This window comes from Isoptericola sp. NPDC058082 (assembly GCF_042885055.1).
GTDB lineage: Bacteria > Actinomycetota > Actinomycetes > Actinomycetales > Cellulomonadaceae > Isoptericola.
Window position 1 is genome coordinate 1 of record NZ_JBHVSQ010000020.1, and the last position, 22,640, is coordinate 22,640.

21 protein-coding genes are annotated in these 22,640 nt (G+C 74.3%); 11 read left to right on the forward strand and 10 right to left on the reverse strand.

Annotated elements, in window-relative coordinates:
* The coding region (locus tag ACFVS0_RS19260) for a GntR family transcriptional regulator (protein ID WP_430588866.1) at positions 1-739 on the reverse strand (739 nt) is incomplete at its 3' end.
* A 188-nt stretch (positions 740-927) separates the two neighbouring features.
* Between ACFVS0_RS19260 and ACFVS0_RS19265 the strand changes: the two genes are divergently transcribed.
* Positions 928-1,941, forward strand: coding sequence for a LacI family DNA-binding transcriptional regulator (locus tag ACFVS0_RS19265; RefSeq protein ID WP_430588867.1), 1,014 nt, complete (start codon positions 928-930; stop codon positions 1,939-1,941).
* 9 nt (positions 1,942-1,950) lie between these two features.
* On the opposite strand, the gene ACFVS0_RS19270 is transcribed toward ACFVS0_RS19265, so the two are convergent.
* Complete coding sequence (locus tag ACFVS0_RS19270) at positions 1,951-3,195, reverse strand: glycosyltransferase (protein WP_430550694.1); 1,245 nt, start codon at positions 3,193-3,195, stop codon at positions 1,951-1,953.
* Between the two features lie 161 nt (positions 3,196-3,356).
* Here ACFVS0_RS19270 and ACFVS0_RS19275 point away from each other — a divergent pair, with 161 nt between their 5' ends.
* A complete protein-coding gene (locus tag ACFVS0_RS19275; RefSeq protein ID WP_430550693.1) occupies positions 3,357-3,926 on the forward strand; it encodes a DUF1697 domain-containing protein in 570 nt (189 codons plus the stop codon).
* A gap of 10 nt (positions 3,927-3,936) precedes the next feature.
* Here ACFVS0_RS19275 and ACFVS0_RS19280 read toward each other — a convergent pair whose 3' ends face one another.
* Both ACFVS0_RS19280 and ACFVS0_RS19285 read right to left on the reverse strand, forming a co-directional pair.
* Positions 3,937-4,311: a VOC family protein gene (locus tag ACFVS0_RS19280; RefSeq protein WP_430550692.1), complete on the reverse strand. Its 375-nt coding sequence runs from the start codon at positions 4,309-4,311 to the stop codon at positions 3,937-3,939.
* 50 nt (positions 4,312-4,361) lie between these two features.
* Complete coding sequence (locus ACFVS0_RS19285; protein WP_430588868.1) at positions 4,362-5,030, reverse strand: uridine kinase; 669 nt, start codon at positions 5,028-5,030, stop codon at positions 4,362-4,364.
* Between the two features lie 113 nt (positions 5,031-5,143).
* On the opposite strand from ACFVS0_RS19285, the gene ACFVS0_RS19290 reads away from it, so the two are divergent.
* Both ACFVS0_RS19290 and ACFVS0_RS19295 read left to right on the forward strand, forming a co-directional pair.
* Positions 5,144-5,767, forward strand: coding sequence for an RNA polymerase sigma factor (locus ACFVS0_RS19290; protein WP_430588869.1), 624 nt, complete (start codon positions 5,144-5,146; stop codon positions 5,765-5,767).
* Positions 5,767-6,837 carry a CU044_5270 family protein gene (locus ACFVS0_RS19295; RefSeq protein ID WP_430588870.1) on the forward strand — a complete coding sequence of 357 codons (1,071 nt, stop codon included), beginning with the start codon at positions 5,767-5,769 and terminating at the stop codon, positions 6,835-6,837. Before ACFVS0_RS19290 ends, ACFVS0_RS19295 begins: the two co-directional genes overlap by 1 nt.
* Here the strand turns inward: ACFVS0_RS19295 and ACFVS0_RS19300 are convergent.
* From ACFVS0_RS19300 to ACFVS0_RS19310, 3 genes are read right to left on the reverse strand one after another with little or no spacing between them, the layout of a single operon-like run.
* Positions 6,802-7,578 carry a lactate utilization protein C gene (locus tag ACFVS0_RS19300; protein WP_430588871.1) on the reverse strand — a complete coding sequence of 259 codons (777 nt, stop codon included), beginning with the start codon at positions 7,576-7,578 and terminating at the stop codon, positions 6,802-6,804. The genes ACFVS0_RS19295 and ACFVS0_RS19300 overlap by 36 nt on opposite strands.
* Complete coding sequence (locus tag ACFVS0_RS19305; RefSeq protein ID WP_430588872.1) at positions 7,575-9,149, reverse strand: LutB/LldF family L-lactate oxidation iron-sulfur protein; 1,575 nt, start codon at positions 9,147-9,149, stop codon at positions 7,575-7,577. The genes ACFVS0_RS19300 and ACFVS0_RS19305 overlap by 4 nt, the downstream gene beginning before the upstream one ends.
* Positions 9,146-9,967: a (Fe-S)-binding protein gene (locus ACFVS0_RS19310; protein ID WP_430588873.1), complete on the reverse strand. Its 822-nt coding sequence runs from the start codon at positions 9,965-9,967 to the stop codon at positions 9,146-9,148. Before ACFVS0_RS19310 ends, ACFVS0_RS19305 begins: the two co-directional genes overlap by 4 nt.
* Before the next feature lie 197 nt (positions 9,968-10,164).
* On the opposite strand from ACFVS0_RS19310, the gene ACFVS0_RS19315 reads away from it, so the two are divergent.
* From ACFVS0_RS19315 to ACFVS0_RS19330, 4 genes are all read left to right on the forward strand, one after another.
* On the forward strand, positions 10,165-10,869 hold the full coding sequence (locus ACFVS0_RS19315; RefSeq protein WP_430550685.1) for a FadR/GntR family transcriptional regulator: 705 nt from the start codon (positions 10,165-10,167) through the stop codon (positions 10,867-10,869).
* A 130-nt stretch (positions 10,870-10,999) separates the two neighbouring features.
* Positions 11,000-11,677: a SprT-like domain-containing protein gene (locus ACFVS0_RS19320; RefSeq protein ID WP_430588874.1), complete on the forward strand. Its 678-nt coding sequence runs from the start codon at positions 11,000-11,002 to the stop codon at positions 11,675-11,677.
* Positions 11,678-11,778: 101 nt separating this feature from the next.
* Positions 11,779-12,825 carry a beta-ketoacyl-ACP synthase III gene (locus ACFVS0_RS19325; RefSeq protein WP_430588875.1) on the forward strand — a complete coding sequence of 349 codons (1,047 nt, stop codon included), beginning with the start codon at positions 11,779-11,781 and terminating at the stop codon, positions 12,823-12,825.
* 132 nt (positions 12,826-12,957) lie between these two features.
* Entirely contained in the window at positions 12,958-14,337 is a 1,380-nt protein-coding gene (locus ACFVS0_RS19330; RefSeq protein ID WP_430588876.1) for a Gfo/Idh/MocA family protein, read from the forward strand.
* A gap of 95 nt (positions 14,338-14,432) precedes the next feature.
* Here ACFVS0_RS19330 and ACFVS0_RS19335 read toward each other — a convergent pair whose 3' ends face one another.
* The 3 genes from ACFVS0_RS19335 to ACFVS0_RS19345 all read right to left on the reverse strand — a co-directional run bounded on the left by ACFVS0_RS19335 (position 14,433) and on the right by ACFVS0_RS19345 (position 19,135).
* On the reverse strand, positions 14,433-15,908 hold the full coding sequence (locus ACFVS0_RS19335) for a polysaccharide lyase family 1 protein (protein ID WP_430588877.1): 1,476 nt from the start codon (positions 15,906-15,908) through the stop codon (positions 14,433-14,435).
* Positions 15,909-15,975: 67 nt separating this feature from the next.
* Entirely contained in the window at positions 15,976-17,133 is a 1,158-nt protein-coding gene (locus ACFVS0_RS19340; protein WP_430588878.1) for a Gfo/Idh/MocA family protein, read from the reverse strand.
* Positions 17,134-17,173: 40 nt separating this feature from the next.
* Complete coding sequence (locus tag ACFVS0_RS19345; RefSeq protein WP_430550679.1) at positions 17,174-19,135, reverse strand: DUF6807 family protein; 1,962 nt, start codon at positions 19,133-19,135, stop codon at positions 17,174-17,176.
* 202 nt (positions 19,136-19,337) lie between these two features.
* Here ACFVS0_RS19345 and ACFVS0_RS19350 point away from each other — a divergent pair, with 202 nt between their 5' ends.
* From ACFVS0_RS19350 to ACFVS0_RS19360, 3 genes are read left to right on the forward strand one after another with little or no spacing between them, the layout of a single operon-like run.
* A complete protein-coding gene (locus tag ACFVS0_RS19350) occupies positions 19,338-20,261 on the forward strand; it encodes a carbohydrate ABC transporter permease (RefSeq protein ID WP_430588879.1) in 924 nt (307 codons plus the stop codon).
* The gene (locus tag ACFVS0_RS19355; RefSeq protein ID WP_430563198.1) at positions 20,254-21,201 is read left to right on the forward strand and encodes a carbohydrate ABC transporter permease; all 948 of its coding nucleotides are present in this window, start codon (positions 20,254-20,256) and stop codon (positions 21,199-21,201) included. The genes ACFVS0_RS19350 and ACFVS0_RS19355 overlap by 8 nt, the downstream gene beginning before the upstream one ends.
* A gap of 29 nt (positions 21,202-21,230) precedes the next feature.
* Positions 21,231-22,553, forward strand: coding sequence for an ABC transporter substrate-binding protein (locus ACFVS0_RS19360; protein WP_430588880.1), 1,323 nt, complete (start codon positions 21,231-21,233; stop codon positions 22,551-22,553).
* Positions 22,554-22,640: the final 87 nt, after the last annotated feature.

Below are 22,640 nucleotides of genomic sequence, written 5' to 3' on the forward strand. Positions count from 1 at the left end.
GGGGGGGGGGGGGCTTGGGGCCGCGGGGGGGGGGCGGTTTCCGCGGGGCCTCCGGCTCCTCGCGTTCCGACCGGGATCGCGCCCGCACGCCCTCGATGTGCCGGCGCATGAGCTCCTGGGCCCGCTCGGGCACCCCCGACCGCATGGCGTCGAGGATCGCGCGGTGCTCCTCGACCGCCACCGCCTTGTCGGTGACGCCCTTGCCCGAGAACTGCCGGAACCGCTGCGCCAGGCCGCCGAGGGCGGCGAAGGCGGCCTGCAGGTAGGAGTTGTCCGCGGCCTGTGCGACCAGCGCGTGGAAGCGCTCGTCGGCCTCCCAGTAGTCGCGGAACTCCTGGTAGGTGGGGCCGTTGGACGAGTTCTCGAGCTCGTCGACGGCCTCCTCGAGCCCGGTCAGGAACGCCTCGTCCCCGCGCTCGCACGCGAAGTACGCGTTCGCCGGCTCGACGGCGAGCCGGGCGTCCATGAGGTCCATCAGCTCCTTGGTGGTCGGCGCCGGCGTGACGAAGTAGCCGCGCAGGGCCACCCGTCGCACCATGCCGGTCGCCTCGAGCCGGGCGAGCGCCTCGCGCACGGGCGTGGGCGAGACGTCGAGCTCGCGGGCGATGCCGTCGATGTTGAGGCTGCTGCCCGCCGTCAGGGTGCCGTCCATGAGCCACGAGAGCAGCTCGTCGAACACGTGGTCGGCGAGCGCCCGCCGCGGGACGGCGCGCGCGGTCGAGTTGCTGGTCCTGGGCACGAGCCGATTCTATCGGTGCGGGCCTCGCCGGACCTGCGGCGCCGCGGGTCGGACGAGCGTCTCGGTCGGGCTCGCGGGCACGGTCGGAAGACGTTTTCCGGGCGCCGATAGGCTGTGCACCGGCGAGCACGTCCGGAGTGCCCGCGCGTCGGGCGGGTACCGACCGCCCCGGAGATGGAGGTGTGCTCGTGGCCCGAGCAAGGCTGCAGGACGTCGCCGACCGTGCAGGGGTCTCCCTCGCCACGGCGTCGCGGGTGCTCAACGGGTCGGCGCGGCAGCCGGGGGCCGAGCTGGTCGCGCGGGTCAAGGCCGCGGCAGCGGACCTGGGCTACGTCGTGAACGCGCAGGCGCAGGCCCTGGCGCGCGCCCGGTCGGGGCTGCTCGGGCTCGTCGTGCAGGACATCTCCGACCCGTACTTCTCGTCGATCGCCGCCGGCGCGCAGGCCGCGGCCCGGGCCAGCGGGCGACTCGTGCTGCTCGCGTCGACCGGCCGGGACCCCGTGGCCGAGCGCGAGGCCGTGGCCGCGTTCGCCGCCCAGCGCGTGGACGCCGTCGTCGTCGCCGGCACCCGGTGGACTCCTGACGACGACGCCGCCCTCGCCGCCGAGCTCGACGCGTTCGTCGCCGCGGGGGGCCGGTCCGTCATCGTCGGCCAGCCGGTGGGCGACGGCTCCGTGGTGCGGCCGCCGAACGCGACCGGCGCCCGCGCCCTCGCCGAGGCGCTGCTGGCGCAGGGGCAGCGGCGGTTCGTCGTGCTCGGCGGCCCGGCCCGCGTCGTGACGTCCCGGGAGCGGACCGACTCGTTCACCGCCGCCGTGCGCGCCGCGGGAGGCGAGGTCACGGAGGTGCTGGTCACCGAGTTCTCCCGCGACGGCGGCTACGCGGCCGGCGACGACGTCGCCGAGCTGGTGCGCGAGCGTGCGGCCGAGGAGCCGCTGACGGTCTTCGCCGTCACCGACGTCATGGCGATCGGACTCATCGCCCGCCTGCGCGAGCTGGGGGTCGAGGTGCCGCGCGACGTGCGCGTCGCCGGGTTCGACGACGTCCCCACGCTGCGCGACCACGCGCCCGCCCTGTCCACCGTGCGCATCCCGCTCGAGGAGATGGGCAGCCTCGCCGTGCAGGCCGCCGTCGGCGACGCCGTGCCCGGTGCCGTCACCGAGGTCGGCTACGAGGTGCAGCTGCGCGACTCGACCCGCTGACGGGCCGGCTCAGGCGCGCGCGAGCGTCAGCCCCAGCCCGCGGTGCGCGCGCTCGATCGTGGCCCCGTAGGCGGACAGCATCCGCACGTGGCTGAACCGTGGCCGCGCCGCGACGAGCGCCCCGGTGAGGGCGTCCCGGCGCGCGGCGGCCTCGCGCCACGCCGCGGCGATCTCCGCCGGGTCGAAGCCCGTGACGAGCCCGATGCCGTCCACCAGCCGTGCGCTGTCGCCCACGGGCGTCGTCACCGGCACCGCGCCGCACATGGCGCCCTCGATGAGGCACAGCGGCGCGGCCTCGCCGAACGCCGACGTCAGCGCGACGACGTCCGAGGCCGCGAGCACCTGCTCCATGTCGTGGCGCACGCCGAGCAGGTGGACGCGACCCAGGAGGTCGGGCCGGTCGGCGAAGGCGTCGCGCAGGTCGGCCGCGAGGTCCGGGTTGGCGGGGCTCATGCCCGAGCCGCACATCACGACGTGCGCGTCGGCGTCGCTCGCCAGCAGCTCGCGGGCCGCGGCGAGGAACAGCCGGGGGTTCTTCATCGCGTCGTAGCGGGCGGCGTACGTGACGACCGTCCCGTCGGCCGGGAGCCGGTGCGCCCCGCGGACCGCGAGGCGTCGTGCGGGGCGGGCAGGGCGGAAGCGCGTGAGGTCGACGCCGTTGGGGATCACGCGGAGCAGGTGCGCGGGCACTCCGGCGGCCTCGTAGGCGTCCCGGGTGGACTCGGCGCAGCAGACCACGGCGGCGAGCCGGCCGTCGTCGGCGGCGCGCAGCAGGTGCCCCAGCCCCGACCCCTGGTGCTCCGGGTCGGACCGGTGCAGGCAGGCGACGACCGGCCGGTCGGGAAGCAGGTCGGGCCGGGCGAGGAGGCGCAGCGGCTGCTCCTTGAGCGACAGCACCACGTCGGCATCGCGCAGCGCGCGGGCCAGGACCTCGGCCTCGGCGTCCGTGAGGACCTCCGGGTCGTGCGGTACCTCCGACGACCGGCCCAGCGACGTCACGCGGACGCCCGCGGCCGTCAGCTGCCGGTACCGGCGGTCGTCGACCATCCGCTGCAGGGCGGCGTCGCGCCGCACCTCGTCGTGGACGCTCAGCGCCGTGTGCCGCTGGCGGCCCTGCGCGTGCAGGCCCGCGACGACCGACGAGTGCAGCACCCGTGCACCGCCGCTGAAGAAGCCCTCGTAGAGGGAGAGCACGCGGACCGCTCCGTGCTCGACGTACCTCTCGATCGTGCGCTCGACGTGCTGCTGGGCCATGGGGACCACCTCCTGCCCCCAGCGTGAGTGGTGATGGTGTGAGGCTGATGACCGGCGTGTGACATTCTCATGACACGTCGTGGGCCGCCCATGGACAGCACTTGGCGTCCTGCGGTACGGACCGGGGCGTCGAGGTCCGGGGCGCGTGCCATCGTGGGCTCATGGTCACGGATCCGCGGCTGCCGACGTCGGTCGCCCTGCTGCGTGGCATCAACGTCGGCGGACGGCACGCCGTCCCGATGGCGGAGCTCGCCGCGTGCCTGCGCGACGCCGGGCACGGCGCGGTGCGGACGTTCCTGCAGAGCGGCAACGTGCTGCTGGCGGCGCGGCCGGCGAGCGGCGCGGGGCTGGAGGGCGCGCTGGAGGAAGCCCTCGCGGAGCGGTTCGGGTTCGCGGTCCCGACGCTGGTCCGGTCGCGCGCGGAGCTGGCCGCCACCGTCGCGGCGGCGCCGCCCGACCACGGCTCGGACGCATTGCGCAGCGACGTCCTCTTCCTCAAGGCGCCCCTCACGGCGGGGGAGGTGCTCGACCAGCTGCCCGAGCTGCGCGAGGGCGTCGACGCCGTCGCGGCCGGACCGGGCGTCGTCTACTTCTCGCGGGTCGCGGCCGAGGCGCGGCGCACGCGGATCACCCGGCTCATGGCGATGCCGGTCTTCGGACGGATGACCGTGCGGACCTGGCGGACCACCACCCGCCTGCTCGCCCTGCTCGACGAGCCGCTGCCCGCCTAGCGCCGGCGGATCAGTCGATGCAGAACTCGTTGCCCTCGACGTCCTGCATGGTGATGCAGGACTCCTCCTCGCCGTCGGCGTACTGCGTGTACAGGTAGACGGCGCCCAGCGGCTCGAGCCGTTCCTGCTCGGCGCGCAGCGCGGCCAGCCGCTCGTCCCCCACCAGCCCGGTGCCGACGCGGACGTCGAGGTGCACGCGGTTCTTCACGACCTTGCCCTCGGGGACGCGCTGGAAGTACAGCCGCGGGCCCTCGCCCGTGGGGTCCTGCGCGACGCAGTCCACGCCCTCGGGCACGACGTACCCCAGCACCTCGCACCAGAACCGGGCGACCCGCTCCGGGTCCGCGCAGTCGAAGGTCACCTGGAACTTCCGCACCGTCGCCATGCGCCCACCGTAGGCGCCGCGCCGGCGTGCCCGAAGCGAATTCGAGGCGGTCAGGGTGCGAGCAGCGCGCGGATGTCCCGCTCGGCCTGCGCGGGCGTGACGAGGCGGCAGCCGAGGTCCGTCCACCGGCGCACCAGCGCGGGTTCGGCGCGCAGCAGCCCCCAGCCACGGCGGACCAGCGTGGGCAACGGCTTGCGCGACTCGGCGACGTCGCGCAGGAACCGGAACCAGAAGTTCACGACGCGCGGCTGGCTGAGGCAGATCGCGTCCGCGAGGATCCCGTCCGCCCGGCATGCCGCCACGAGCTCCGCGGCGAAGATCCCCTCGGCGACGACGACGGGCGCGTCGCCCGCCTCGAGCACCGCGCCTCCGGTGCGCCGCGACGTGGGGATGTCGTACACGGGCACCTCCACGCGGCCGGTGCGGACCACCGCGCGCAGCGCGTCGAGGGCGGCGGCGGAGTCCCAGCTGCGGGGGTCGTCCCAGTCGACGATGCCGTACCGCATCGGCATCCCGGGGAAGTCGATGTCGTGGTAGAAGTCGTCGAGGTTCATCACCGGCAGGCCCAGGCGCCGCGTGAGCGCCGTCTTGCCCGACCCCGACGGGCCCGTGAGGAGCACGATCCTGCGCGCCGGGCGCCGGGCGCCCGGCGGCACCTCGAAGAGTGCGTCCGACACCTGTTCCCGGCCGCCGTCGGGCGCGCTTCCGCTGTCACTCACGGGGACCCATTGTGGGGCCCGCCGCGCCCGGGCGTGAACTTTTCCGGGGACGAGGGGAGATACCAGGGGACAGTGACGGTGCACGGCGGCGAGGAGGCAGGGATGGCCCAGCGGTGCGACACGAGACCTGGCGCGACATGACGGCGGTCGCCAGCAGCGAGCCGGTCGCCGGCGACGCCGCGATCATCTCGGCGTCGATCGACGAGCCCGAGCACTTCGCGGCGCTCTACGGGCGGTACGCGAACCAGCTCTACCGCTACGCCTACCGGCGGGTGGGGCCCGAGCACGCCGAGGACGTCGTGGCGGACACGTTCGTCGCGGCGTTCCGGCGTCGCGACTCCTACGACACGGCCCGGACCGACGCCCGGCCGTGGCTCTTCGGGATCGCCACGAAGGAGATCGCCCGCTGGCACCGGGCGGAGGCCGCACGGTACCGGGCGTTCGCGAGGTCGGGGGCGGCGCCGGCCGACGACGGCATGGCGGACGCCGTCGCCGACGCCGTCAGCGCGCGGGCCGCCGGCCCGGCGCTGACCGAGGCGCTGGCGTCCCTGGCCCCCGGCGACCGGGACGTGCTCCTGCTCGCCGCCTGGGGCGAGCTCACCTACGAGCAGATCGCCGGCACGCTCGAGATCAAGGTCGGCACGGTGCGATCGCGCCTGCACCGGGCACGCCGGATCCTGCGCGCGCGGCTGCGGTCGCAGGGATGGACGGAGCAGGGACGGACGGAGGAGAGCTGATGGACGAGATGACGATGCTCCGGCAGGCGGGGACCTTGCTCGACCCGCCGACGGAGGGGCCCCCGGTCGCGCTGCGCCGCCGGGTCCTGGAGGAGCTGGAGGCCGCGACCCCGGCCCACCCGGTGCCGACGCTCCAGCTGGTCGGCTCCGGCGGTGACGCCCACCCGTCCGAGGGGCGTGGGACGGGTCGGGGACGCCGGCCGGGCCGCGACCGGTCGGACCGGCACCGGTTCGGCAGCAAGGTGGCGATCGCGGCGGGGATCGCCGCCGTCACGGCGGGGGCGCTCGCGATCGTGCCGACGCTCGGCGACGAGCCGGCGGCGAGCGCCGAGGCGGTGGAGATCCTCGAGGCAGCGGCCGCGAAGGCCGCCCAGGAGACGCCCTGGGACCCGGGCCCGGACCAGTTCGTCTACTCCCGCGGCGTCCAGCGGGCCAGCAGCGAGGGAGCGGGGCCCGACGGCGAGTACGTCACCGCCATGGTGACCCAGACCTTGGAGTCGTGGAAGTCCGTCGACGCCCGGCACCCGGGCCTCGTCCGCGGCGTGACGGAGCCGGATCAGGACCCGTGGGACCCCGAGGGAGGTCCGTGGGAGTCGGCGCTGGAGCCCTGCGACGGGACCTGGAAGGCCTGCGGCGACATCCCCGCGTTCCCTCCGGGCATGCCGACCGACGGCGACGCGGGGGCCATGCTCGCGTTCCTGCGGGACACCGTCGAGCCGTACGAGGAGACGGAGGGCCTCCCTGCGGACCGTCCTGACCAGGCGGTGTTCGACGAGATCGTCCGGCTGCTCGAGAACGGCGGGATGCCGCCCGAGATCGAGGCGGGCCTGCTCGGCGCCGTCGCGAAGATCCCCGGGGTCACCGGTGCGGGCGAGCTCACGGACGTCGCCGGCCGCACCGGCGTGGGGGTGGGTCTGACCAGCGCCAGGGGCGCGCGGACGGACCTCATCATCGACCCGCGGACGAACGAGGTCCTCGGGACGCGCTCCGACCACCCCGGCGCCGCCGAGCCTTCCGGGTGGGCGCTCCTCGGGTCAGGGGTTGTCGATGTCGTGGGCGACACGCCCTGACGACATCCCGGACGCGACCAGGAGCACGTGGAGGGTGCGCGGGCCGTGCACGCCCTCCACGCGGTCCAGCTCGATGTCCGACGTCGCGCTGGGGCCGGAGATCCAGGTCAGGGGGCGGTCCGGGTGCTCGCCGAGCAGCCGGACGGCCTCCGGCACCGTCTGCACGGCCTGGTCGGCGCGCACGACGCACAGGTGCACGTCGGGCACCAGCGAGATCGCGCGCCGGCCCTGGTCGGGCTCGCCGTCGAGCACGATGGTGCCCGTCTCGGAGATCGCGACCCGCGCGGCGGTGACGACGGCGGCCACGGCGTCGAGCTCCGTCGCGGCGAGCGGGTGCTCGCGCGAGTCGCGCACGACGTCGACGCCCTCGGGCAGCGCGGCCAGCCACGCGTCGTCGAGCCCGGCGGGGACCACCACCCGCACCCCGCGCGAGCCGTCAGGGCCAGGTCCGTCAGAACCTGCGTGTGGTCCTGACAGCTCGGCGACGAGGGAGGCGACGGTGGCGGGGAGGGCGTCGGCGGCGACCTCGTGCACGTGGGCCTTGTAGTCCACCAGCCGGTCGACGAGCTGCTCCAGCACCTCGGGCGAACCGACGGCGTGCTCGCCGGCCGCGCGGTAGTCGCGCGGCACGGGCTCCGGGTGCGGCGCGGTGCCGACCTTGCCCGACGGCGTCGTGCCGGAGCCGGTCTGCCCCAGCGCCGCGCGCACCCGTGCCAGGACCTCGGTGCGTGCCGTGCTCATTCGTCCTCCTCGGTCGTGACGGACGTGGTCCCGGCGGGTCGGTCGTCCTCACGGTTCTTCCACCACTGCCGGAACGTCTGCCGGGGCGGGGCGGGCAGGTCGCGCGACCTCGTCCAGGCCGACGCGGGCGGCGGCGCGACCGAGACGGCGTGGTCCCGCCCGCCGAGCCCGCTGCCCAGCGTGGCGGCGCGACCGGCGAGGGCGAACCGGTCGCCGTCCGCCATGACCCACGAGGCGGCCTTCATGGCCGTCTTCCACGGGTCGACGGCGCGCGACGACCGGTCGGCGTCCACCTCGCGGGCGCGCAGGTCCACGAGGATCGACGGGATGTCGATCTTCACGGGGCAGACCTCGTAGCAGGCGCCGCACAGCGTGGAGGCGTACGGCAGGGACGCGTTGGGGTCGTGGTGCCCGGACACGCCGCCCGTCGCCGCCGTGAGCTGCGGGGTGAGGATGGCGCCGATCGGCCCGGGGTACACGGAGCCGTAGGCGTGGCCGCCCACCCGCTCGTACACCGGGCACACGTTGAGGCACGCGGAGCAGCGGATGCAGTGCAGCGCCGACCGCCCGACCTCGTCGGCGAGCACGTCGGTGCGGCCGTTGTCGAGCAGCACCAGGTGGAACTCCTGCGGCCCGTCGCCCGGCGTCACGCCCGTCCACAGGGACGTGTACGGGTTCATCCGCTCGCCGGTGGAGGAGCGGGGGAGCAGCTGCAGGAACACCTCGAGGTCGTCGAACGTGGGCACGAGCTTCTCGATGCCCATCACCGTCACGAGCGTCTCGGGCAGCGTGAGGCACATGCGCCCGTTGCCCTCGGACTCGACGACGGCGAGCGTGCCCGTGTCCGCGACGGCGAAGTTGGCGCCGCTCACCGCGACCTTGGCCGACAGGAACTTGCGGCGCAGGTGCGCGCGGGCGGCCATGGCCAGCTCGCGCGGCACGTCGGACAGGTCGGGCGGGGCATCGCCCATGCGGGCGAGGAAGATGTCGCGGATCTCCGACCGGTTGCGGTGGATCGCGGGGACCAGGATGTGCGACGGCATGTCGTCGGCGAGCTGCACGATGAGCTCGGCGAGGTCGGTCTCGATCGCGGCGATGCCCTCGTCGGCCAGCGCCTCGTTGAGCCCGATCTCCTGGGTGGCCATCGACTTGACCTTGACCACCTCGTCGGCGCCCTTGGCCTTCGCGATGTCGGCGACGATCCGGTTCGCCTCCGCCGCGTCGCGCGCCCAGTGCACCACGCCGCCGCGCGCCGTGACGTTCTCCTCGAGCTGTTGCAGCAGGTCCGGCAGGTGCGCCATCACCTGCTGCTTGACGGCGGACCCGGCGTCGCGCAGCGCCTCCCAGTCGGGCACCTCGCCGACGACGGCGGCCCGCTTGGTGCGGATGACCTGCGTGGCGTGGCCGAGGTTGCGGCGCAGCTGGTCGTTCTTGAGGGTCTGCTTCGCGGCGGCGGGGAAGTCGTCGCCCCAGCGCAGGGGCTCCTGCGGGTGAGGGACCGGGCCGAACGGCTCGCCCGCGGGGTCCGCGGCGCGGCGGCGGGTGGGCAGGCCGAGGAAGGTCTGGCTCATCGGGCGGCCTCCGTCCGTGCCGGGCGCTCGCGCTCGGGGCGGGTGAACGTCGTCTCGGGCAGGGGCGTGGGCTCCTCCCGGGTGGAGGCGAGCACCTCCGCCAGGTGCAGGGCGTGGATCCCGGTGCCCTGGCGGGACAGCCCGCCGCCGATGTGCATCAGGCACGACATGTCGCCCGCGGTCAGCACCTCGGCGCCGGTGCCGCGCACGTTCGCCGTCTTGTCCTCGAGCATCGCCGCCGACGTGTCCGCGTTCTTCAGCGCGAACGTGCCGCCGAAGCCGCAGCACGAGTCCGCGGCGGGCAGCTCGACCAGGTCGATGGCGTCGACGGCGCGCAGCAGCCGCAGCGGCTTGTCGCCGACGTGCAGCATGCGCAGGGAGTGGCAGGTGGGGTGGTAGGTGACGCGGTGCGGGAACCAGGCGCCGACGTCGGTGAGGCCGAGCACGTCGACGAGCAGCTCGGACAGCTCGTACGTCCTGGCGGACACGGCCTCCGCCGTGGCGGCGAGGTCCTCGAGGCCCGCGCGGCGGCAGACCATCGCCTGCTGGTGGCGCACCGACCCCGTGCACGACCCCGACGGCATGACGACGGCGTCCCACTCGCCGTCCGCCACGGGCGCGAACGTCTCCACGTGGTTGCGGATGACGGGCACCGCCTCGCGGAAGTAGCCCGTGTTGACGTGCATCTGCCCGCAGCACGCCTGGTCGGCGGGGAAGACGACCTCGTGGCCGAGGCGTTCCAGCAGCCGGACCGTCGCGCGCGGCGCCCCGGGGAACAGGGTGTCGGCGAGACAGGTGGCGGCGAGGGCGATGCGCATACGACTCCTCTGTGCTTCGTGCGGTCGTGCTCTTGCGGTGCCGGCACCGGGCCGCTGCGGTGCGGCTGTGGTCAGCCACCGGTCGGCTCGGTCCAGCATGACCCGGGCGGGTCGGGGGCGCCACGGCGGCGGCGCCGAGCGGCCACTGTAGCGGATGTGGTCTGACCACTGTGCCGCAGGGTCGTTACGCTGAGCCCGTGCGCACCCACGAACGAGTCCTCGCCCACCTCGAGGAGGGCATCGCCGCCGGCCGCTGGGGCCTCGGCGAGCGGCTGCCCGGCGAGCGGGCGCTCGCGGAGGACCTCGGCGTGTCCCGGCCCTCCGTCCGCGAGGCGATCCGGGTGCTCGACGCGCTCGGCATCGTCCGCCCGGGCGTCGGCTCCGGCCCGACCGCGGGCGCCGTCGTCATCGATCGTCCCGCCGCCGGCCTGGGCGCCGCGGTGCGCCTGCACGTGGCCACCGGCACGCTGCCGGTGCGGGACGTCGTCGCGACCCGGGTGCTGCTCGAGTCGTGGGCCGTGGCCCAGGCGGCCGAGCGGGTGGTCGACCACGCCCCCGGCACCGCCGCGCACCTCGAGGAGGCGCGCCGGCTCCTGGGGCGGATGGAGGACGACGACGTCCCGGCGGCGGAGTTCCTCGAGCTCGACCAGGCGTTCCACCTGGAGTTCGTGCGGATGGCGGGCAACGTGCTCGTCGAGGCCGTGATGACCGGGCTGCGGGGCGCCATCGGCGGGTACGTCGCCGTCGGGATCGAGCGGCTGCCGTCGTGGCCGCGCACCGCCACCCGGCTGCGCGTCGAGCACCGTGCCGTGCTCGACGCCGTCGCCGCCGGGGACGCCGCGGCCGCCTCCGCCGCGGTCAAGGCGCACATCGAGGGCTTCTCCCGGGAGGCCGGCGTCTGACGCCCGTCCGGCGGGCTGCACGGGGCCTGTGGACGGCCGGCGCGGAGGTGTCCGCGGGGGCGGCTAGCGTCCTGCCGGTGGTCGCGGTTCGGCGGCCGGACGCGACGGGCCCGACGGGCGGGGGTGAGGCATGGAGCGGGAGGACGCCGCCCGGCTCGCGCGCGGCCTGATGGCCGAGCACGGGCTGTCGGGGTGGACGTTCCGGTTCGACCGGGCGCGACGGCGTGCGGGCCTGTGCCGGTACGACCGCCGCGAGATCAGCCTGTCGGGGCCGCTGACCGCGCTGTACGACGAGGCGGACGTGCGCGAGGTGGTGCTGCACGAGATCGCCCACGCGCTGGCCGGCGCGCGGCACGGGCACGACGCCGTCTGGCGCGCGACGGCGCGGGCCATCGGTTCCACGGGCCGCCGGGTGGTGCGCGAGGGGAGCCCGGAGGTGGAGGGCGACTGGGTCGGGGAGTGCCCGGCGGGGCACCGAGTGACGCGCTTCCGCCGCCCCCAGCGCCCGCAGGCGTGCGCACGTTGCTCGCCGGACTTCGACCGGCGCTTCCTCCTGTCGTGGACGTACCGCGGACGACCGGTCCCCGAGCTCGGTGCGGCGGACGGTGGGGGGCCGGCGGACCCGATCACGGCCGGGCCGCGGGTGGACCCGGCCGCCGTCCGGCCGGGGGAGCGGCTGCGGGTGGTCGCCCCGGGGCGGTACGACGGCGTCGTCGGCACGCTCGTGAAGCGGGGGCGCACACGGTTCCACCTGCGGGTCGGCAGGTCGGTGCTCACGGTGCCGTTCGGCCTCGTCGAGCGCCCGTGACAGGCGCCGGGACGGCGGGACACGCCGAGGACCGGCCACGGAGCCGCCCGCCCCGCGAGCACGGGTGAGAGCAGGGCGGGTGCGGTGGGATGATCGCTCCCATGAGTGAGTCCACCGCACCCGCCCTGACGCTGCCGGCGGGTGCCGCCGGGTCCAGGATCGTCGGCATCGGGCACCATCAGCCCGAGAAGGTCATGACCAACGACGACATCGCGAAGCTCGTCGAGACCAACGACGAGTGGATCCGCTCCCGGACCGGCATCGTCACGCGCCACGTCGCTGCGGACCACGTCACCGTCGCGGACATGGCGACGGAGGCCGCCCGGCACGCGCTCGGCGACGCCGGGGTCGCGGCCGCCGACGTCGACCTCGTGGTCGTCGCGACCACCACGGCGTTCGACCGGTCGCCCAACACGGCGGGCCGCGTCGCCTACGCCCTGCGCACCGGTGTCCAGCCCGGGGCGAGCACCCCCGAGGGCGAGGAGGTGCCCGACCTGCGCAACGTCGTCGGGCCCGCCGTCATCGACCTCAACACGGCGTGCTCCGGCTTCGCGTACGCCGTGGGCGTCGCCGACCAGGCGATCCGCGCCGGGTCCGCGCGCACCGCCGTCGTGGTCGGCTCGGAGAAGCTCACCGCCGTGACCGACTGGTCCGACCGCAGCAGCTGCATCCTCACCGCCGACGGCGCGGGCGCGGTCGTGCTCCAGGCCGCCGACACCCCGGCCGTCGGGCCCGTCGTGTGGGGCTCCGAGCCCGAGCTGACCCCGGCCGTCGTGATCGAGGCGCCGCAGGAGAAGTTCGCGCAGGACGGCCGCGCCGTCTTCAAGTGGGCCATCACCCGCGCCGCGGACCGCGCCCGGCGCGTGGTCGCGGCGTCCGGGCTCTCGCTCGACGACATCGGCGTGCTGGTGGCCCACCAGGCCAACCTGCGGATCATCGAGCCGCTCGCCAAGGGCCTCGGCCTCGAGGACCGCATCGTCGTCACCGACATCACCGAGTCCGGCAACACCTCGGCCGCGTCGATCCCGATGGGGCTGTCCAAGTGGTGGCACTCCGGCAAGATCCCGGCGGGCACGCCGGCGCTGCTCTTCGGCTTCGGCGGCGGCTTCACCTGGGCCGGCCAGGTCGTCATCACCCCGTCGAGGTAGTTCCAGCCGTGCCGAGGTAGCTCGAGATTCGAGCTACCTCGGCAGGGGTGGGGTTGACCGCGCGGCTCGGGTAGGCTGTCGGAAACCGCTTACCCGACGTCGCCGTCGCGGCGACACCCAAGGAGATCGACGATGCCCTCCGTCCCCGCCTCCCGGACCGGCAGCCACCCCGACGCCGAGCGCCGCCGCTACGCCGTCGCGGGCGCCGGCCACCGCGCCGGCATGTACGTGAACGCGCTGATCGGGGACCACGCCGCCGACGGCGAGATCGTCGCGTGGGTGGAGCCCAACCCCGTGCGCGCGGGCGTGCACGAGGCGAAGGTGGCCGCTGCCGTGGGCGGGGAGCGCCCCGTCTACCACCCCGACCACCTGGAGAAGGCCCTCGACGAGCAGCGGGTCGACCGCCTCATCGTGACGTCGGTCGACAACACCCACGCGGACCTCGTCTCCCGCGCGCTGCGCGCGGGCGTCGACGTCGTCGTCGAGAAGCCGATCGCGGCCACGGAGGACGAGGCGCGGCAGATCGCGGACGCCGTCGCCGAGACGGGCCGCGACCTCACGATGACGTTCAACTACCGGTACTCGCCGCGGAACTCGGCGCTGCGCGAGGTCATCGCGTCCGGCGAGATCGGGCAGGTGCTGAGCGTCCACTTCGACTGGGCCCTCGACACCGTGCACGGCGCGGACTACTTCCGCCGCTGGCACCGGGAGAAGGTCAACAACGGCGGCCTGCTGGTGCACAAGTCCAGCCACCACTTCGACCTCGTCAACTGGTGGATCGACGCCGTCCCGCAGCGGGTCTTCGCCAGCGGCGGCCGCCGGTTCTACGGCGACGACGCCGCGCACGAGGTCGGCTACGAGCCGACGGCGGGGGAGCGGGCGCTGAACGAGCAGGGCGTGGACCCGTGGCGCATCGACGTCGACGCGGACCCGTACCTCTCCGAGCTGTACGGCCCCGAGGCGCAGGCCGTGGACGGCTACCGCCGCGACCGCAGCGTCTTCGACGCCGGCATCACCACCGAGGACACCCTCGGGCTCGTCGTCGAGTACGCCGGCGGGCCGGTGCTCACCTACTCGCTCACGGCCAGCGCGCCGTGGGAGGGGTACCGGGTCGTCGTCAACGGCTCGCGCGGCCGCGCCGAGCTCGAGGTGGTCGAGCGCGGGTCCGTCGTCTTCGGCGCCGACGGCAAGGCGACCGTCGACCCGAGCTTCACCGCGACGTTCGGCGAGGACACGGTGCGCCCGGAGGGCGAGCGGCTCGTCGTGCAGAAGCACTGGGAGCGCGCGGAGGAGCGGCCGATCGTCGCCGTCGGGCACGGTGGCCACGGCGGCGGCGACGCCCTGCTCCTCGCCGACGTCTTCCGCGGCCGCACCGAGGCCGACCCGCTCGGCCGCGCTGCCGGCTTCCGCGACGGCCTGCGCGCGTCCGGCATCGGCTACGCCGGCAACCGTTCGCTGGCCACCGGCGACCCGGTGCGCCTCGACGACCTGGGTCTCGGCATCGACCTCTGACCCTGCGCCGTAGGAGTACGCCTCTGCCGAGGTAGTTCCTGCCCCGGGCCAGGAACTACCTCGGCGCGAGGTGAGCTACCTCGGCAGGGGTGGCACTACCTCGGCGACGTGGAGCGCAGCACGCTCGCACCCGCGCCGGCGTCCACGACGGCGGGCACGGCCCGGGTGGGCAGCAGCCGGTAGCGGTAGTGGTCGGACGGCGTCCACCGCGCCTCGTCGGCGAGCGGCGCGTCGGCCGCGGCGTTGAACGCGCCGACGACGTCGACGGGCCGTCCGTTCACCAGCGTGCCGGTCTCGCGCAGCATCGTGCCGCCGTAGGCACCCACGGCCCGCGCCGGGTCGACGCCCCGGGCGAGGCGCAGCGCGTTGTTCTCCACGACCAGGCTCGACTCCTTGCCGGCGCCCCAGAAGTACTGGAACGACGACGCCGTCGACTGCGCGTAGGAGTTGTCGTAGACGTGCACGTCGCCGAAGCGCACGCGCGGTGCGCGCTGGCCGATGTCCTGGAAGTGGTTGTGGTGGATCGTCACGCGGTGCTGGCCGCGGTCCTGCAGCCGTGAGTCGGACGAGCCGATGATCATCGTCTTGTCGTGGGACTCGAAGCGGTTCCACGACACGGTCACCAGGTCGCCGCCGTGCGTGACGTCGAGCAGGCCGTCGTGGATCTCGAACGGCCGGCCGAACACCTGCGGCAGCGACGACGCCGGGTGGTCCCCGTCGTCGAAGGTGTTGTGGTCCACCCACACGCCGGTGGAGGTCCAGACGGACAGGTTGTCGTAGGCGGAGTTCCAGTTCCCGAGGTCGCCGTCGGTGGGGTCCCACTGCGGGAAGCAGTCGCGGCCGTCCGAGAGGGTCAGGTTGCGCACGATGACGTTGTGCGAGTCGCGGATCCGCAGGTTCGCCCCGACGATCCGCGCGTCGTCGCCCACGCCGACGATCGTGACGTTCGAGCCGACGTGCACCTGCGTCTGCGCGGCCTGGACCTTGGCGGCCGCGACGCGCGCGTCCTCCAGCGGGCCCGCGGGCTCCTCGGCGCCCCAGACGGCGGGGTCGTAGGCCGCGACGTAGTCGTCCATGGAGAACGCGTCCCCGGTGCCTGCCACGGGCACCCGGTCGGCGAGGTCCTGGCAGTCCAGGGCCGCGCCGTCGGCGCCCGCGAACGCGTCGATCGTGCCGCGCACGTAGACGATCCGTGGCACCTCGAGCCCGCGTCCGTCGTCGAGGTCGGCGCCGGCACGGCCGCCCAGGGCGTCGCGGAGCTCGGCCCACGTGTCGACGACGTACACCTCGGACGCCGCGGCCGCGGCGCCCCCGGTGACCGGCGCGGAGTCGCGTGCGACGCCCTCGGGCGCGGTCGTCGTGGCGACCGACGCCCACCCGTCCGCGCCCGGGGTCACGACCTGGCGGCCGAGGTCGGTGCGCGCGGGATGGCCGGGGCCGGGGTGCCCGCCGTGGGCCGAGGCGGCGCCGGCGCCGGCCGTGACGAGCAGCGCGGTGGCGGCGAGGGCGGCGGCCGCGCGGGGACGGCGTCGGCCCGGGAGGGCAGGGGAGGGCTGGGACGGTGGGGGCATGGTGCGAAACTCCTTCGTTCCGGCGGTACCCGTCCGACGACGGTGTCGGCCGGGGAGGTGCGGCGCGTCAGCCGGCCCAGGGCGCCCCGAGCTCGGCGAACGTGCGCTGCGTGCGCGCGACCTCGGCGCACCAGTGCTCGACGTCGCTCACCACGGGGCGCCGCTCGTCGCCGTCGCCGTGCCACTCGACGTGCTCGGGCGCGATCGGCGTCGGGTCGGCGCTGGTGCGCACGGCCTCCAGCACCCGCATGAACGCGCCCGTGTCGCGAACGTCGCACAGCAGGGGGCGGCGGTCGTCGGCGCGCGCGGCCAGCAGGTCGTCCAGCAGGGAGGCGCGCCCGTACGTCTTGTCCATCTGCACGGAGTCCGTGCGCAGCAGCAGGCGGTCGTGCTCGTACTCGAGCACCAGCTCGCCGCGGGTGCCGGTCACGACCACCCGCGCGGGGGTGCGCTCGGCCGCGCACAGCGTGAGACCGAAGCCGTACCGGCGGCCGGCGGCGTCCTTGACACGCACCGCGGAGGTGTCGTCGGCCTCGATCGGGTTGGCGCGGTACAGGTCGGTGTCCACCCAGGCGACGTCCTGCGCGGTGGTCGCCCCGCCCAGCCGCAGGGTGGTCGCGACGGCGTGCGCCAGCGGGTTGGTCACCACCCCGTCGACGACGTCGCGGCCGTCGAGCCGACGTCGGCCGGCCCAGGCGGCGCGCCTCCAGTACGACGCCGTGCGCACCCAGGTGCCGACGGCGCCGAGCCCCTGCACCTCGCCGATCTCGCCCCTGGCCAGGAGGTCCGCGGCCGCGGGCAGGGCGTGCGACCCGAAGGTCTGGAAGCCCACCTGGCAGCGGCGGCCCGTCCGCTCGGCCACCGCGACGAGCTCGGCGTGCTCGGCGAGCGACGCCGTCGTCGGCTTCTCCAGCAGCACGTCGATGCCCGCCTCCATGGCGGCGCGCGCGAGCGGCAGGTGCGTGGGGATGGGCGTGCTCAGTACGACGACGTCGACGCGCGCCTGCGGGGTGGACAGCAGGTCGCCGAGCGTCGGGAACCAGGGGGCCCCGGCGTCGTGCGCGTCGTGGCCGGGGCCCGGCTCGCGCGGGTCGACGACGGCCGCGAGCCGGGCCCGTCCGGCGCGCTGCAGCTCGAGCACCCGGCGCACGTGGGAGGCGCCGTGGCCGTGCAGGCCCACGACCGCGATCTGCGGGGCGAGTCCGTCGGAGGTCGGGTCGGTCATCGTCGTCCTGTCCGTGTCGTGGCGGCGTGCCGGGAGGGGGTCAGCGCAGCCTGGCGGCGAGGGCCGCGGCCTCGTCGTGGTCGAGCGCGCGGTCCACGAGCGCGGCCACGACGCCCGTCTCGACGGTGCCGCCCGCTGGCACGACGAGTGGCGTGTCCCAGGCGAGCGCGGGCCCCGCGCCGGGGTACTCCGCGGCGCGCAGGAACCAGGGGCGCGGCGGCGAGGTCTGCGCGAGGAGCAGCGTCGTCGGGCGGTCCTCGGCGTAGGGGTCGTGGTGCTGCTGGACGTACGCGACCCAGGGCGACGTGCTGCCGTGGGCCAGCGCCTCGCCCTCGCCGTCGGCCGACAGCACGACCGTGCTCTGCGACATCGGCGCGCGCCAGAAGACGCCGCCGTACCCGGCGCCCGGGCGCCCGTTGGTGGCCGGCGAGCGGATCTCCAGCGGCTGGTACGACGCGTGCAGCGTGGTGCGCCAGTCGAGCACCCACGTGCCGTCGTCGAGGAGGCGGGCGCCGAGCCGGCGCTGCTCGTCCAGCAGGGGGTTGCCGTGCTCGTCGTCCCAGCGCACCGCGTCGTGCAGCACGTGGGGCGCGAGCGGGTCGACCTCCGCGCGCGTGCTCACCTGGCGGCCGTGGTTGGGCAGCAGCGTGGGGCCGACGTCGGCCACGAACGTGCGGCCGCCCCAGAAGCTCGTGCCGTTGACGTCGGGCACCGCCACGCTCACGCCGTAGTGGTGCCGGTGGTCCACCGGCTCGGACTCGGTGAGGGCCACGCCCGCCAGCGAGTGCACCGGGTGCAGGTACGGGCGCGGGGAATGGATGGCCGGCAGCCGCTCGCCGTCGACGTACCGCGCCAGGGGCACCCGGTCGCGCGTGTGCCGCAGCACGATCTCGCGCGGCTCCACGGACCACGTCGGGCCCGGGTCGACGACGTCGGCCTCGGGCGCCGCGGCGGGCTCGGGCTCCGCGACGACGGCCCGGGCGATGCCGCGCGGCGCCGGGCCGGTGCTGGAACGGGCCTCGAGGCGGGCGGTGAACCGGGTGGTGGTGGCCGCGTGCGCGTCGTCGTCGATGACGGCGTGCAGCTCGCGCCACGCCTGGCGGCCCAGCTCGGCCTGGGGCACGGACACGGTGGTCAGGCCGGGCGTCGCGTACCGGGCGAGGTCGATGTCGTCGTAGCCGGCCACCGAGATGTCGCCGGGCACGGCGACGCCCGCCTCGTTGAGCGCGGCCAGGAGGCCGAACGCCACCAGGTCGTTGTAGGCGACGACGGCGGTGGCGCGGCTCGCGAGCACCTCGCCCGCGGCGGCGTGGCCGGACGCCAGGTCGGCACCTACGGGGAGCTCGACGATCTCGAGGTCCGGGTGGCGGTCGCGGGCGGTGGCGAGCCCGGCGCGCCGGGCGACGTCGGTCGCGGCGGCCCGCGGGCCGGCGAGATAGGCGAGGCGGCGGTGCCCGAGGCCGACGAGGTGCTCGACGACCTGAACGGTGGCGTCCTCGTAGTCGATGACCAGGCTGGGGGTGGCGGGGTGCTCGACCGCGCGGTTGATCACCGCCGCCGGCGTCACGAGGGGGAGCAGCGCGTCGAGCGCGGTGCCGGGCATGCGCGGCGCGACCAGGATGAGCGCGTCGCAGCGCATGCGCGCCTCGCGGGCGATGGCCGCCTCCTCCGAGGGGTCCTCGGCGGCGTCGGCGACGAGCACGCGGTAGCCGTCCTCCGCGGCGGCGGAGGTCACGCCGCGCAGGATCTGCTGGAACACCGGGTTGCCCAGGTCGGGCACGACGAGGGCGACGGTCTCCGTGCGCCCGAGGGACAGGCTGCGCGCCACGTTGCTGGGGCGGTAGTTGAGGTCGATCGCCGCCTCCTGCACGCGCGCGGCGATGGCGGGGTCGACGGTGCTGCGACCGTTCATCACGCGGGAGACCGTGGCGCGCGAGACGCCTGCGGCGGCGGCGACGTCCGCGATGGTGACGGACGGGCGCCGGACGTTCAGCTCAGGCATCGATGCCTCCTCGTGCTCACGAGCCGACGGTACACCATTGGAAACCGGTTCCTCTCGTGGTACGTTCCCGAGAAGCAACCGGTTTCCAGGAGGAGCGGGTTCCTGGACACCTCGGATCGACGAAGATCAGGAGGCCGGCGATGACGCCCACCAGCACGCCGATCGGCAGCGTGATCGGCAGCGGGACCGGCGGGGTGCCGCGATGGCGGTGATCCAGGAGGTCGCGCGCGCCCGAGGTGCCGCCCGGGAGCGGCGCAAGGGGGACGGCAAGGCCGCGGCGCTCTTCCTCGCCCCGTGGTTCGTCGGGCTGGTCCTCGTCACGGCGTTCCCGCTCGTCGCGTCCCTGTACCTCTCCTTCACGGACTACAGCCTGCTCGAGGCCCCGGGCTGGATCGGGCTCGAGAACTACACGGCGATGTTCTCCGACCCGCGGTTCTTCCAGGCGCTCAAGGTCACGTTCACCTACGTGCTCGTCTCGGTGCCGCTGCAGCTCGCCGCCGCGCTCGCCCTCGCCATGGTGCTCGACAAGGGGCTGCGCGGCCTCGCGTTCTACCGGTCCGTGTACTACCTGCCGTCGCTGCTCGGCGGCAGCGTCGCCATCGCCATCCTGTGGCGCCAGGTGTTCGGGGCCGACGGCCTCGTGAACCAGGTCCTCGGGTTCTTCGGGATCGAGGGGGTCGGCTGGGTGTCGCACCCCGACTACGCGCTCGGCACCCTCATGATCCTCAACGTCTGGACGTTCGGCGCGCCGATGATCATCTTCCTGGCGGGGCTGCGGCAGATCCCGGCGATGTACTACGAGGCCGCGTCGATCGACGGCGCCGGCCGCTGGCGCCGGTTCCGCAGCATCACGGTGCCGCTGCTCACGCCGATCATCTTCTTCAACCTGGTGCTGCAGCTCATCGGGGCGTTCCAGTCGTTCACGCAGGCGTTCATCGTCAGCGGGGGCACGGGCGGGCCGGTCGACTCCACGCTCTTCTACACGCTGTACCTCTACGAGAAGGGCTTCAGCTCCTACCAGATGGGGTACGCGTCCGCGATGGCGTGGTTCCTGCTGCTCGTCGTGGCGGGGATGACCGCCGTGAACTTCTTCGCCTCCAAGTTCTGGGTCTTCTACGATGACTGACGCTCCCGCGCGGACCGAGCCGCGCCCCGGGTCGCACCCCACGGGTCCCCGTCCCACGCTCTCCGAGGTGGCGGCGACCTACCCCGAGCGGCGTCCGCCCCGCGGCCGCGCCTGGGCCGCCGTCCGCCGCGTGCTGCGGCACGTCGCGCTGATCGCCTTCGGGCTGGTCATGCTCTACCCGCTGCTGTGGATGCTGGCGAGCTCGTTCAAGCCGACCGAGCTCATCTTCCGCGAGCCCGGGCTGATCCCCACCGAGTGGGACCTCGGCAACTACACCGACGGCTGGAACGCCCTGCTGGACCCGTTCAGCCACTACCTGCTGAACTCGGCGATCGTCGTGCTCGGCTCGGTGCTGGGCAACCTGGTCTCGTGCTCGATGGCGGCCTACGCGTTCGCCCGGCTGAAGTTCCGGGGCCGCAACCTGTGGTTCGCGATCATGCTCATGTCGATCATGCTGCCGATCCACGTGATCATCGTGCCGCAGTACATCCTGTTCTCGTCGCTGTCGTGGATCAACACGTTCCTGCCGCTGATCGTGCCGAAGCTGCTGGCCACGGACGCGTTCTTCGTGTTCCTCATGGTGCAGTTCTTCCGCGGCATCCCGAAGGACCTCGACGAGGCGGCCCGCCTCGACGGCTGCGGGCACGTGCGCATCTACCTGCGGATCATGCTGCCGCTGTCGCTCCCGGCGCTCGCCACCACCGCGATCTTCACGTTCATCTGGACGTGGAACGACTTCTTCAGCCAGCTCATCTTCCTGACGAAGCCGGACATGTACACCGTGCCCATCGCGCTGCGGACCTTCGTGGACGCCACGAGCAACAGCTCGTGGGGGCCCTTGTTCGCGATGTCGATCGTCTCCCTGATCCCCGTGTTCCTCGTCTTCCTGTTCGGCCAGAAGTACCTCGTCAAGGGCATCGCCACCACCGGCATCAAGTAGTTCGCACCCGTCGTTCGAAGGAGAACCTCATGCGAGTCACAGCCACCCGGGCCCCGCGGCGCCGCGGCGTCGCGCTCGTCGCGCTCACCGCGGCGGGGGCTCTCGCCCTCACCGCCTGCTCCGGCGACTCCGGCGCCCTGCCGTCCGACGAGAACGGCGGCGGCGACGGGAACGTCGAGATCCGCTTCGCGTGGTGGGGGTCGGACGACCGGCACAAGACCACGCAGCAGATCATCGACCTGTTCGAGGAGAAGAACCCCGGCATCACCGTCGTGCCCGACTACACCGACTGGGACGGCTACTGGGACAAGCTCGCCACGGCCACGGCCGGCGGCGACACCCCGGATGTCATCACCCAGGAGGAGCGGTACCTGTCCGACTACGCGTCGCGCGGCGTCATCGGCGAGCTGAGCGGCGTCGACACGTCCGAGATCCCCGAGGACATCCTCAGCACGGGGGAGGTCGACGGCAAGCTCGTCGGGATCCCGACGGGCGTCAACGCGTACGCGATGGTCGCCGACCCGCAGATCTTCGCCGACGCCGGCGTCGAGATGCCCGACGACACGACCTGGACCTGGGACGAGTACGTCGACATCGCCGGGCAGGTCGCGAAGGGCGCGGGCGACGGCGTCTGGGGCGCGCAGGACTACGGCTTCAACGAGGCCGGGCTCAACGTGCTGGCACGGCAGAAGGGCGAGACCCTCTACAACGTGGACGGCACGCTGGGCGTCTCGAAGGAGACGGTCGCGGAGTTCTTCCAGACGTCGCTGGACCTCATGGCGAACGGCGGCCAGCCCGACGCGTCGAGGTCGGTGGAGTACCAGAACGCCGGGCCGGAGGGCTCGCTGCTCGGCACCAACGCCGGCGCGATGGGCGTGTGGTGGTCCAACCAGCTCGGCGCGCTCTCCGACGCGTCCGGCCACGAGCTGGAGCTGCTCCGCCTGCCCGGCGAGTCGGAGTTCGAGCGCACCGGCATGTACTTCAAGCCGGCCATGTACTACTCGGTCTCCGCGAAGACGGAGCACCCCGAGGAGTCGGCGAAGCTCGTGGACTTCCTGCTCAACGACCCGGAGGTCGCCGAGCTGCAGCTCACCGACCGCGGCCTGCCGGCCAACCTGACGGTGCGCGAGGGGATCCTGCCCGAGCTGACGGCCGCGGACCAGAAGGTCGCGGACTTCATGGCGGCCCTGGAGCCCGAGATCGTCGACAACCCGGCCGTGCCGCCGAGCGGCGCGAACGAGATCCAGGACATCATGATCCGGATCAACACCGAGGTGCTGTTCGAGCGCATGACGCCCGACGAGGCGGCCGACGCCTTCCTCCAGGACGTGGGCGCGGCGATCGGCGGCTGACGGCTCTCGCGCCGAGCGTGCTGACCTGATTCCTCCACAGTTCGCTCGGGGATCGGGTCAGCACGCTCGATCGCGTCCACCGGAGGG